The organism is Caballeronia mineralivorans PML1(12) (assembly GCF_001028175.1).
Lineage (GTDB): Bacteria > Pseudomonadota > Gammaproteobacteria > Burkholderiales > Burkholderiaceae > Caballeronia > Caballeronia mineralivorans.
The window spans coordinates 49,326-61,542 of sequence record NZ_AEJF01000258.1; the positions used below are offsets into that span (position 1 = coordinate 49,326).

The 12,217-nt window shown below is 57.8% G+C and carries 11 protein-coding genes; 2 read left to right on the forward strand and 9 right to left on the reverse strand.

Going from position 1 to position 12,217, the window contains the following annotated elements; all coding sequences use genetic code 11:
• Positions 1–11 precede the first annotated feature (11 nt).
• The 5 genes from iolG to EOS_RS41765 all read right to left on the reverse strand — a co-directional run bounded on the left by iolG (position 12) and on the right by EOS_RS41765 (position 5,362).
• Positions 12–1,004 carry an inositol 2-dehydrogenase gene (iolG, locus tag EOS_RS41745; RefSeq protein ID WP_047898098.1) on the reverse strand — a complete coding sequence of 331 codons (993 nt, stop codon included), beginning with the start codon at positions 1,002–1,004 and terminating at the stop codon, positions 12–14.
• A gap of 41 nt (positions 1,005–1,045) precedes the next feature.
• Positions 1,046–1,927 carry a sugar phosphate isomerase/epimerase family protein gene (locus EOS_RS41750; RefSeq protein WP_047898099.1) on the reverse strand — a complete coding sequence of 294 codons (882 nt, stop codon included), beginning with the start codon at positions 1,925–1,927 and terminating at the stop codon, positions 1,046–1,048.
• A gap of 66 nt (positions 1,928–1,993) precedes the next feature.
• Positions 1,994–2,833, reverse strand: coding sequence for an intradiol ring-cleavage dioxygenase (locus tag EOS_RS41755; RefSeq protein ID WP_082163737.1), 840 nt, complete (start codon positions 2,831–2,833; stop codon positions 1,994–1,996).
• A 230-nt stretch (positions 2,834–3,063) separates the two neighbouring features.
• Positions 3,064–3,978, reverse strand: a complete 915-nt coding sequence (locus EOS_RS41760; protein ID WP_047898101.1) for a LysR family transcriptional regulator — start codon at positions 3,976–3,978, stop codon at positions 3,064–3,066.
• A gap of 190 nt (positions 3,979–4,168) precedes the next feature.
• Positions 4,169–5,362, reverse strand: a complete 1,194-nt coding sequence (locus tag EOS_RS41765) for a phytanoyl-CoA dioxygenase family protein (protein ID WP_047898102.1) — start codon at positions 5,360–5,362, stop codon at positions 4,169–4,171.
• A 93-nt stretch (positions 5,363–5,455) separates the two neighbouring features.
• On the opposite strand from EOS_RS41765, the gene EOS_RS41770 reads away from it, so the two are divergent.
• Complete coding sequence (locus tag EOS_RS41770) at positions 5,456–6,496, forward strand: LacI family DNA-binding transcriptional regulator (RefSeq protein WP_047898103.1); 1,041 nt, start codon at positions 5,456–5,458, stop codon at positions 6,494–6,496.
• Between the two features lie 139 nt (positions 6,497–6,635).
• Complete coding sequence (locus EOS_RS49500) at positions 6,636–6,797, forward strand: 50S ribosomal protein L27 (RefSeq protein WP_407639230.1); 162 nt, start codon at positions 6,636–6,638, stop codon at positions 6,795–6,797.
• A gap of 26 nt (positions 6,798–6,823) precedes the next feature.
• Here EOS_RS49500 and EOS_RS41775 read toward each other — a convergent pair whose 3' ends face one another.
• The 4 genes from EOS_RS41775 to EOS_RS41790 form a co-directional block, all read right to left on the reverse strand.
• Positions 6,824–8,008: a porin gene (locus tag EOS_RS41775; RefSeq protein WP_047898104.1), complete on the reverse strand. Its 1,185-nt coding sequence runs from the start codon at positions 8,006–8,008 to the stop codon at positions 6,824–6,826.
• A 717-nt stretch (positions 8,009–8,725) separates the two neighbouring features.
• The gene (locus tag EOS_RS41780) at positions 8,726–9,667 is read right to left on the reverse strand and encodes a sugar phosphate isomerase/epimerase family protein (RefSeq protein ID WP_047898105.1); all 942 of its coding nucleotides are present in this window, start codon (positions 9,665–9,667) and stop codon (positions 8,726–8,728) included.
• A gap of 100 nt (positions 9,668–9,767) precedes the next feature.
• Positions 9,768–10,808, reverse strand: coding sequence for a Gfo/Idh/MocA family protein (locus EOS_RS41785; RefSeq protein ID WP_326972984.1), 1,041 nt, complete (start codon positions 10,806–10,808; stop codon positions 9,768–9,770).
• Positions 10,809–11,204: 396 nt separating this feature from the next.
• Positions 11,205–12,203 carry a sugar-binding protein gene (locus EOS_RS41790; RefSeq protein WP_047898106.1) on the reverse strand — a complete coding sequence of 333 codons (999 nt, stop codon included), beginning with the start codon at positions 12,201–12,203 and terminating at the stop codon, positions 11,205–11,207.
• Between the last annotated feature and the right edge of the window lie 14 nt (positions 12,204–12,217).

Consider the following 12,217-nt stretch of genomic DNA (forward strand, 5'->3'; position numbering starts at 1 on the left):
CAGATTACGAGTTAGACCTTGACCGATTTCCCTGATACAGCGGACTCGAGCGCACAGTCAGCCAGACGCAGCGCCTTCAGGCCGTCCTGCACCGATGTCGGCAGGGGCGCATTCGTACGCAGCGCCTCGACGAACGCTTCGAGTTCGGCCTTGTAGGCCGCTTCGTAACGCTCAAGGAAAAAGTTGAGCAGGGGTTCGCGGACATCGGTCGCCTCCTTCGTCCAGCGACGGATCGTCGAAGGCCGGAGGTTCTCCTGAAGAAGCATGCCCTTGGAGCCGGAGACTTCCATGCGCTGGTCGTAGCCGTACACAACCTCGCGACAGCAGTTGATGTGGCATTGCTTGCCCGAAGCGGTCCGCAACTGCACCATGACCGTATCGAAATCGTCGAGCTCGGCCAGCGACGAATCGACGAGCCGGCTCGCGAACGCCATCACTTCCACTGGCTCTTCGCCGAGCAGCCAGCGGGCCATATCGAGGTCGTGGATCACCATGTCGCGGAAGATGCCGCCGGAATGCTCGACGTAGTCGCGGGGCGGCATGCCCGGATCGCGGCTGGAGATGACAACCTGGCGCACCTCGCCCACATCGCCTGCGTCGATCGCCTTGCGAAAGGCCTGGGATGTAGGGTCGAAGCGACGGTTGAACGCAAGCATCACACGGCCGCCGAGGCGCTCGACCTCGCTCGCCGCTGCGAGCGACTTTTCCATGTCCAGGTCGATCGGCTTTTCGCACAACACAGCCTTGCCTTTCGCCACGGCTTGCAACATGAATGTGATGTGGGTATCCGTCGGCGTGCCAATCACCACGGCATCTATGTCATCGCGCTCGAGGACAGCCGAGGCATCCGTCGACGCTTCGCAGCCGAGTCGTTCGGCAAGCGAGCTGGCAGCCTTCTCAAAGGGGTCCGCGACGACAACCAGTTTCGCGTTCGGGCTAGCGGCCACGTTGCCTGCGTGAATGCGGCCAATGCGGCCAGCGCCGAGTACAGCGATACGAATCATGTGAGTCTCCAGGAGTACTTTGTGGTTTAAGGTCAAGCGCGTCAGACGGAAGTCGCGCTTTTTGCCGAGAACTGGGTAATGGTGGTGTCGTAGGCGCGCTTTGCCATCTCGTCGAGCGGCAACTTCCGGTGCTTCTCGGAGATGAGCTCCACGCCGTAGTAAGGAAGCGTGCACCCTGCTTGTTGCAGGGCGTCAATGAAGGCGGGACAGTCGCCGGCACCTTCGCCACAAAGCTGGCGGTTAAAGCTCGAGTCCTCGAACAGCGTCCCTTTAACTTGCGCGGCTACGTCATTCAGCTCTACTCCCTTGATGAAGCGCGCCGGAATTTGGGCGACCTCTCTATAAGGGCTGCCACCGCGTGCTACGTGCCAGTGGTCAACCATCAGGCCACCGTTGGGTTGGTCGGCGCCTTCCGTAATCTTCAGCGCTTCTCCGATGTTTCGGATGGGAGAAAAAGGCATGAACTCGATTGCAACCGTCGCGCCAACCGCCGCCACGTCTTCGCAAAGTTTCGCGAATTCGCCGGTCATGCGCGCAAAGTCGGCGGGACTTTCGTCGAAGGGGCTTGCGCCGATTTTCAGATTGCGCATGCCAAGTTCGCCGCCCAGTTCGATGATACGGCGCCGGCAGCTGTCCGATTTGGCACGCGCCTCGCCGTCGAGGTACCAGTCCATGAGAATTTCGAGTTCGAAGTACTTCATGCCCGTGTCGTCCAGAATCTTCTTGACGCCGGAGAGCCCGTATTTCTCCACGCTGTACTCGAGATCATCGAGAATGAGGCCGATGCCGCTCCAGCCAGCACGCGATGCCGCTTCGCAACGGTCTCGCAGCGGGAACGGACTGATTTCGGCCGGTCCACACGGATAGACGTCGCCGGCAATAGTCCAGTACGCAGCCAGCAGTTCAATGTTCTTCGTGCTCATGTGTAGTAGTCCTGTTTCTCAGTTTCATCAGTTCGTCGACGGCACACGATCCCGCGTGCCAATCGGTTACGGGATTGCCCGCGCGGGCTTGGTGGACGTCGCGAGAGTGAAGTCCCACGACACAGACCAAAACGGTGATGAGAACCCGACGCGCTTGCCAGCTTCCGGGTCGTCAACCTTGTTGAATTCGGCGATGAGTTCACGCTTGACGCCGAAGACCGAGTCTTCGGGAAGATACGGGCAGTCGGGCGTGAAGATGTGAGTGATGACGGGGTCAAAGCCAGGCGCGGTCACGATGAAGTGCAAGTGAGCAGCCCGATTCGGGTGTCGACCCATTGCGCCCAAGAGCTTCCCGACCGGACCGTCTGATGGAATCGGATAGTGGCGCGGCTTGACGGACTTGAACCAGTACCGGCCTTCTGCATCCGAGGTAAATACACCACGCAGATTCGAGTCCGGCTGAATTCCCTTTTGCTGGACGTCGTAGAAGCCATCGTCGTTGGTCTGCCAGACCTCAAGCTTCGCGTTCGGGATCGGTGTGCCCTCGATGTCCGTCACACGCCCTTCAACAACCAAAGGTTCACCCTTTCCGTCCAGGCAGATGTTTGCGCCGTTCTCATACTCGGGTGCATTCGCGACATAAAACGGGCCGAGAATCGTATTGGGCGTCGCCCCGCTCGGCCGGCGGTGATTGATTGCGTCAACGAGCATCGAGACGCCGAGGATGTCCGACAGCAGGATGTACTCCTGTCGCCAGTCGGTACACATCTGACCGGTTTGAGTCAGGAACCGGATCGCGGCAAACCACTCTTCGTGCGTCGGCTCGATTTCCTTCACCGCCGCATGCAGATGCCTGACCAGGATCGACATGATCTTTTGCAGTCGCTCGTCGGCATTCGGGTCCATGCGGGCATTAACGACATCGGCCGAGCGCGCTTCATCGAAATACGGTGATGAGGATACCGAAACAGGGGGTTCTGGATACTGCACGGAGCGTCTCCTTCAATATTGTCGTACTGCTTTGAGACAAGTCTATATTCCCCGAAGTCGGCAAAACAGAGCTGAAAAGGGAATCTCTTTCGCGCAGACTGGGAAAGTGCGAGAAAGCAGGCAAGATCTTCCCGTCCGCGTGACCTTCACGCGGTCCAGTGCCGCTCGTACTCGTTCTGCTGAAACCGCTCGACGAGTGCATCGATAAACAGGCGGACCTTCACCGGCATATGTGCCCGGGTCTGGAATGCAATATTGATAGTGAGCCTTGGAAGGTCCCAGTCATTGAGCACTGGAACCAGGCGGCCAGCCTTGAGGTCGTCGTACACGATGTACTTGGGCTGCACGAGAATACCCATGCCGTCGAGCGCGGCGACCCGAAGTATCTGGCCGTCGTTGGATTCAAGAAGAGGCTTGATCTTGACGAGAACCGATTCTCCCGTGCGACAAAATGCCAGCTCACGCGGATTGTCAGCGAGTCCGTAATTCAGTACCTTGTGCCTGGCCAATTCTGCCGGCAAGCGTGGCGAACCATTTGCCTCAATATACGAAGGTGCCGCAACCAGTATTCGCCGCGTTGCTGCGAGCCGCCTTACCGTTATGTTGCTATCCGCCTCAAGAACCTTGGTACGGATGGCGACGTCGATGCCATTTTCGATGATGTCGTGGTATCGGTTTGCCGCCACGACATCCACCGTGATCTCCGGATAACGCGCTGTAAACTCCGAAAGCATAGGTGCAATGTGCAGCATGCAAAACGAGAGCGACGCAGTGACGCGAAGCACTCCGCTCGGTCGTACCGTTGCATCCTTGATGGCCGACTCAGCTTCGCCGAGGTCTGCCAGGATGGACTTGCATCGTCTATGAAACTCGGCGCCTGCCTGTGTAAGATAGAGATTGCGTGTCGTCCTGCGCACGAGCTGGACAGCAAGCCGGGTCTCCAGGGAGATCAGGTAACGGCTTGCCGCGGATATGGAAAGATCCACAGCTTCCGCGGCCCGGCTGATACTTCCGGTTTCGGCAACCTCAACGAACAACTGTAGTTCCTTAAACTGATCCATCTTGTATCACCCTGCTTTTCTACCAAGTTCCGTCGCGCGACAGACCGCACAGGCGCGCGATTATCGAGAACCTTGCTTGGCCGCTTGTTTGTCTATGGCAGGCAACAATACGGTGTTCCCTCTATCGCTGAAGGACCAAAACACATCAAAAAGCCATCAATCAAAACGTTTACCCGGATCTGGCGGGAATTTACGCCGTGCGGCTTCGCGAGGCATGATCGTTAAGCGCCTGCGTGAATCTGGCGGGCTCCCAATCCTCATCAAGTGCGCGTTGCATGAGTTCCCGTTGGCTTTCTGGCGCCAACCCGCCAACCGGCGGGTTGCGGTCGAGGTTGGTAGGGAACGGGTATCCCTCAGCGCAGGATGCCATTGCCGCAGCGGCTTCGGCGGCACTTATCCGTCCGAGGGCGCGACGCTCGCGCAATACCGGATAAACGGCCTCGCACATACTTCTACGGTCGAGCACTTCCATCGCGCGGCCATATGCCGACGAGACCTGCAGGAGATTCGCCATGCGCTGAACGTCCGCGGTGCGATTGGCGCCAGCCGCATGAAACAGCGCGGGATTAAAAAATACGGCATCGCCCTTCGAGAGTGGCAACTGGACGAAGTGCTCCTCGAAATACCCGCGGAAGCCCGCACGCCGCCACGCCAAGTATCCCTCGGCATAGCGCTGTGAATACGGCAGGAGTTTTGTTGGTCCGCTTTCGACCGGCATATCGCTGTGTGCCACCGCCCCCTGCAACGTAAGAAAGGGGGACATCCGGTGCACGTGCACCGGGTAACGTTCAGCTTCGGCGACCGTCTGGAAACCAAGGTGGTAGTCGCGATGCGCTTGTTGAGCATCGCCGCCGGGGCGAACCACGTTGACCTGCGATGTCATCTGGTAACACGGGCCGAGCCAGGCTTCCGACACGGCCAAAAGCATCCGGTTCGAGAAATATTCCGCGAATACGGCCGGCGCTCGAAGGCAGAGCTTTTCCTGCGCATTCCAGATCCGGTCGTTTGCGCCCGCTTTCGCGAAATGGTCTGCTGCACGTGTGCCTTGCTGCTGCTCACTACGAATAATGGATTCGAAGACGGCCGTAGCGGCATCGACGGATCGTGTGTCGGCGAATGCCCGATGGAGCACCAGCACCCCCGCGCCATCTCGAAGGACGTGCGCCCATTCCGCCTGCAACCGCGCGAGCCCGGATGCATCGTCTACGACGTCATCGAACCGATCACAGTCGTACACCGGAATTCCCTGCCTGATGTCCGCCGCATAACGCGTCGGGCAGTCGTCGCCCGCTTTGAGCTGGGCCACGAATTCATTCAGGGAGCAATCACGCTCGCTATACCACTGCTGCCCGCGTTTTGCGACGCATCCTTCGCCCTGTTTCATATCTCCCTCCACTGTGAACCAAGCATAGCCCCCAGCGCCGATATGCGGTTATCATAAAACCATCAAAAACACATCAAAAATGGAAAGACAGGCATGGCACACCGCTTTCTTATCAAGGAGATAGCTCTCCAGTCCGGCGTCGGGGTGGCAACAGTCGACCGGGTGCTCAATGGACGTGCCCACGTTCGTGAACACACACGCAAGCGCGTCGAGCAAGCCATCAAGGAGCTCGAAAAGCAGGAACTGCAGTTGGCGACCGTAGGACGAAAGCTCATGATCGACGTGATCGTGGAAGCGCCCGCACGCTTTGCCGACGAGATCAAGGACGCGCTTGAAACGGAACTGGCGGGTATGCACCCGGTAGTCATTCGTCCGCGTTTCATGATGCAGGAAACGATGACAACGACTGAGGTGGTCGAATCGCTTCAGTCAATTGGACGTCGGGGAAGCCATGGGGTTGTGCTGAAGGCGCGCGATGTCCCCGAAGTTACCGAAGCAATAGGCGACCTCCAACGTCGCGGCATTCCGGTCATCACGATCTTCACCGATATCCCCTTGTCCGGACGCGTCGCATACGCGGGGCTGGACAATCGGGTCGCCGGCGCCACCGCCGCCTATCTCGTTGCGCAGTGGCTAGGCGCACGGGCTGGCAACATCCTGATAACAATGAGCGATGAGCGGTTCAGGGGCGAGGAGGAACGCGAAATAAGCTTTCGACGCGCGTTGAGAACCCGATATCCACAGCTTACGTTGATCGATGCCAGCGGCGGCCACGGCCTTGACACGCCAACCGAAAAAAGAGTCCTCAACGTCCTCGCCACAGATACCAAAATCGCCGCGGTCTACTCCATGGGCGGAGGAAACGTCGCCATTCTTCGAGCACTCGAAGCACAACAGCAATCTCCGATTTGCTTTATCGGGCACGACCTGGATCGAGACAACGTGCGTCTGCTGCGTGAAGGTAAGGTACAGGCGATTCTCCATCACGATCTACGTCAGGACATGCGCTCGGCGTGCCAACACATCATTTGTTTCCACAAACTCCTGCCAGCGTCGGCCGTATCGCCGTCTTCGTCGGTCGTTGTCGTGACACCAGAGAATATTCCCGCGCATATAGCGAGCCGGTTTCGTTGATAAGGACGTTGATGCAGACAGCGTGCAGTGTGGCAGCGGATGGCCACGGGGCACTCAGTTGACGCGCTGCCTCCGCACTGAATGAATCAGCGGGCGCGGTACCCGTATTCCATGACGGGGTGCTCAGGGGTGGACACATGTGCATGAAGTTGCGTTGCAAACGGCGAACGCTCGGCGCCTCGGATTCATGGTCGAATCCGGGCGTGCAAATCGCTTGACGGAAATGATTCTGCGTCAAACAGACACAATATGGTGCCCTGCGCGGCAAGTCGGCGTGAGCCGAGCCGGGTTCGAAATATAGATTTTTTCCGAACCCGGCCGCTCTCCTTAGAACTGAGTGGCAATACCCGCGATCACGCCGAACTGGCTCTTGCCGTAGTTCGGGTTTGTGCTCGACGCGGCGCTGCTCACCGGGTCGTTGTTGGTGTTCGCGCCATACAGTCCGCTGTCGAGCCCAAGGTTGGACGTCGAACTATTGCGAACATAACCGAGCTCGGTGTACAGGAGCGTCCGCTTCGACAGCGAATAGTTCGTGCCCAGTGTGTATAGCGTCGCGTTGCCATTGCCGTGATTGGCGTTTGCGTGATACACCGCACCGGTGATCGAGAGCGCTGGCGTAGTCTGCCAGATGGCTCCAATCCATTCGTGATTGACTGCTGTCGGCAGCGTTGTGCCTGCCGGCAACGTGGTTGGAGTGGCCGTACCGAAGTATCCTGCGTTGGACGCGTTGGGTGCGCTGAGGTGCTGATAACCAACGTACGCTACCACTGGGCCGAGCGTGTAGGTCGCACCGGTGAGGGCGGAGCGCGACGCCAGGTACACATTGCTGAACTGGCCGTTCTGATCGCGGACCTCGTCATATGTGGCCTGCCAGAAAAGGCTGCCGGTCTGGTACGACAGCTTGATGCCGTCCGTTCGCCCCTGAGCACTACCCAGACCGCTCGACGTGCCCAACTGGCCCGGCGCGCTTCCCGGATTCCCGGAGTTCCATTTCGTCGAGTTCGTCAGGTCGTATTGCCCCTGCAGCGTAAATCCCCCGAGTGTCGGCGACAGATACTCTGCACCGTTACCCGCCTGCGAAAAGATCCGGCCACGCACCAGCGTGCCAATCGCATATTTCTTGGTCTGCTGGGGGTCGACATCCCCCGAATACTGACTTATTTCGGCTGAGCCCATGTTGCCAAGCTTCAGTTGCCCCCACGTGTCGTTATGCAAACCTACGGTCGCCTGCCCCTCGAAGAAGCTACCGTTGGCCAAGCTGCCGTTCTGTGTGTTCAGGCGCGATTCAAGCTGGAAAATAGCCTTTGTTCCGCCGCCGATATCTTCGGCGCCTTTGAGGCCAAATCGCGACTGGGCCCATCCGCCGCTCTGCGCACCGACCACGTGGCCCTTCGGCATGCCGGTCTCGTATTCAAGGCCGTTATCCACGATGCCATACAACGTGACGCTGCTTTGCGCACTGGCCGACGCCGCCGCCGTCATTGCGAACAACCCAAACAGAACCTTTTTCATTGCATCTCCTATTTATGTTATGTAGTACTTCTATATAAATCACCGTTTTGGTGAGCATGGGATGAACATCGCGTTGTGGCGATTTGTTACTGTCGTCAGTACCTGACGTTCGGCAATGTCAAAAACTGGGCCATTGCCGTCTGTTAGTCACGCACAAAGCGCGCTTCCAACATCCGTTGAGAAGTGCGCGTAGTGTCCACCGTCCTCTCATTCGGATCCCGTCGAGTGTGAGGAGCGCAAATCATTCGTCCGGAGACACCGCGCTCCTCCAGGTCCGGGTCAGCACACATCAGGTCGGCCGACTGTCCTGCTTCTTCAGTTGCGCTTGCTTGTTAGAGCCGCTTGCCGCCCGACGACGACGTGACCCAATTGGTTACTGGACGCGTCTGCTCAGTGCGCTTCATCGACGTACGGGAGATTGCGGAGCGAAGGGCTACCTGCGATATGGTGTCTCCGACGTTGTTTTCGTGTAACTTTGGCCCGAGTGTATATTCGTCAACCATGAAGACACAGAGCCGAATGGGGAATCTCTTTCGCGAAAACCGGGAAAATCGGAATCCACCCAGCGTCGACCGTACCCGACCTCGCGTCACGGCGTTGGCACATTGCCGGCGCTGTCGCGTAAGATCGCGCGACAAAGAACTCTGAATCTCTCTGTCATGGTCAAATTCGGCGCGGGCTTCGCGCCTCGCAAGCCGGTCGGCACTCGCCGCGTCATCACCGGCTAATGGTCTGCTTCAGTGCTGCAACGGACGTCTTGATGCCAGCTTCCACGGACATTGTCAGGTCCTCCATTTCCAGAGATACCCAATCGTTGTATCCGGTCATCCGAACGACCGAGAAGAACTCCTTCCACCATTGGAGATCCTTCCCACAGCCGATCGCGACGTAATTCCACGAGCGTCGTGCCACATCTTCGATCGGTCTGGTTTCCAAAAGGCCATTGACATCGACGATCCCCCTTTCCAGGCGCGCGTCCTTGCCGTGCACGTGATGAATCGCGTCACCCAACGCACGCGCTGCAGCGATAGGATCTGCACCCATCCACATCATGTGGCTTGGGTCAAGGTTTAGCCCGACCATAGGTCCCACGGCCTCGCGAAGCCGAAACAGCGTTGCGGGATTCCAGACCAGCATTGAACTGAAATTCTCCAGCGCGAACTTTTCAACGCCGCATGCTTTGGCTTGACTAACGAGTTGGTGCCAATAAGGAATAGCGACGTCGTTCCACTGATAGTCCAGGCAATCTTTTAGTGACGGGGGCCAACTGACGGTCGAGGTGATCCAGTTCGGAATTCGGTCCTCGGGGCTAGCAGGTGGCAGCCCACTCATCATGACAATCTTCTTTACGCCAAGGAGTTCTGCAAGCCGGATGGTCTTGTCTGTATCGGACTTGTGCTTCATGCCAAGCGTTCCCGGATCAAGCGGATTGCCCGAAACGTTCAGTGCGGCAATCTCCAGGCCACGGCTCTCCAGTGCCTCCTTGAGGCTACGACGCTTGCTCGCGTCTTTCAACAATTCGTCCGCTCGCAGATGCGGTGCAGAAGACCAGCCACCTACGGTCATTTCCACGCCGGATACTCCGAGCTCACATAATTTATCGAGCATCTGCTCATACGGCAGATACCCGAGGCTGTCAGTACAAAATGAAAGTTTCATTCTTGTCTCTGCTCAGTTCAATTGCTTGATTGCTAACGCCGTATGCTATTTTTCCGGGCCTTCTGTATGGCAAACGATCACACAGATGCCAGCGCTCAAATCAGGCTGCGGTGGCGACCTTCTCGTCGCTATAGAGCGCCGGCTTTTCGTTCAGCGCCACCTTGACCTTTTGTCCTGTCTTTTGTGCTGCAACGCCGGCCTCGCAGCAAGCTGCAGTGGCATATCCGTCCCATGCCGACGGCCCGTTGACCGTGCCTTCTCGCGCGGCGTCAACCCACGTTTGCAGTTCCAGGTTGAATGCGTCGTTGAAGCGTTCGACAAAGCTGGGCGGCACTGCCCCGCCCCAGCGGCCCGACGATCGGATATAGGGTCCAATGTCGTTGCCGATGTCAACAATTCCGTCTTCGAAAACTGCCTGCGCTGCAACTTGATAGCCAAATTGCGCGTTGACGAAAATCTCGACGTCGACCAGGATGCCGCTTTCAGTTTCCATCAACACTTGCTGCGGGTCGTGCTGGCCGTGATGCGCGTGGCGCGTGGGTCGACCAAGCCGGACCTGCACGGTCGTGATTTCCTCGCCCGTCAAATATCGAACTCCGTCGAACTCGTGCACAACGGAATCGTTGATCAGCATCTGGCTTGTGAAGCTCGATGGCGACACTGCGTTGCGGTGAGAGAAATGGAGCATCAGCGTATCCCCCATTTCACGAGACTCGATGAGGCGTCTCAGTTGCCGGTATTCCCGGTCGAACCGACGCATGAAGCCAACCTGAATCAGCTTCCGGCCAATCTTTTGTTCTTCTTCAATGATTCGCCAGGATGAGGCAGCGTCAGGGGTCAGCGGCTTTTCACAAAGAATCGGCTTACCTTGCTCGATAGCTTGCAGCAACGTTTTTTCGTGAAGAAACCCCGGCGTCGCGATCACCACAGCATCAATACGGTCGCCAGTGAGCAGCGAGCCAAGCTCGGTGGCCGCGATCGCACCCGGTGCCTTGCTTGCAACGCGCTGCGCGCGCTCCGCGTCCACATCGACTACGGCGACTACGCTCGCACCGGCGATACGATTGGCGAGCCGTTCGACGTGATCTGAACCCATGAGGCCTGCACCAACCACTGCTACACGAAGTTCGTTTCTCATCATTAGGCTTCCTCATTTACTGCCGTGGCAAATTGACCAAACTTAGATTCTTGCGTCCACATGGGTGAGATCGCGCCCAGGGATGACTATCCGATCCGATTGGGCTTTGCACGAAGAACCGGCCAACCTGGATAATGCTCCGAGCGCCTCTGATATTCGGCGGAGGTGACGTTCACGATCCTCTCGCGGTTTTCCTCCGGGACGAACCGCTCGTCATTCACCCTTGCCCTCTCCTGCCGTTTCCCTGGGTTCATTTTCGGAGCCAGAGCCGAACGCTAACATCGTGACCCGAGCCTCGCCTCACACTGGGTTTTGCCAATGGTATTCACTGAACCGCACAGTCCCGGTTCCGCAGAGCGACGGAAGAAAATCCGGTCGCCCAGCGGAAGCAGATGCCTGTTAATGCTTGAGACACGTGTTCACGTTGTCGGCCGTGCAAACATCGATGCCGGTATACGTGGTGTCCGAAACCTTCTTTCCAGATGAGATATCTTGCAGCATCAGAACCGCCTTCGCGCCCATCTCAAACGGTCGCTGACCCACATTGCCGTTGCTGTAGCCATCCTTTAGCTGCTGCAACTGCATGGGCAGCGTGTCCGCAACAAGAACAACGAGCTGCTTTGACTTGATCCTCGGAAGCATCGACTGTACGGCCTGGCGGTATGCGTTATCTGACCACTGGGTGAACGCGCCAGTCGATACAAACGCATCCAGCTGATTTCCATACTTCGTCAGAATATCCGACAGTTGCTGATCCGCCTTTGCGCTGTCGTCGTCCGTGAAAAGCGGGCACCCGTCGACCTCTGTCCAGCCATGTTGCCCCGTCAAGCGGTTTCCAGGCGGGCTGCTGTCATGTGTGCCGGCCAGCGTGTCTCGAATCCCCTGCAGCCGTTCGTTGTGGTTCGCAGCTGCGGCCCCGCCCGACTGCAGGCAGATCTTGCCTCCCTTTGGCTTCATTTGCTGAAGGAGCTTCGCCAGATTCACACCAATATCGTAGTTTTTCGTCCCCACGTATGCCTGCCGATATGACTTGTCTTGTGGGAGAAGATCCGAATCCCAGGTAATCGTCGGAATGCCGGCGTCCTGCGCTGACTTCAAGGCACGGGCTATTGCCGGCGCATTTGCAGGTGACACCGCAATACCCTTAACGTGACGTGTAATCAAATCCTGGATGATTTGAATCTGCTCCTGCTCGTTGGCTTCCGACGGGCCAATATAGAGGCATTTCGCGCCCTTCAACTTATCGGCTACGCTGTTGCATCCGTCACGAGCCAGGTCGAAGTAGGGATTGTTCATTGCTTTGGGAACTAGCGCATATACATCCTCAGCGCGGGCAGTGAGCGACTGGACGCACAGGGCAGCCCCGAGCGCCAGCAGCGGCAACAATGCTTTTTTCATTATGTACTCCTCCA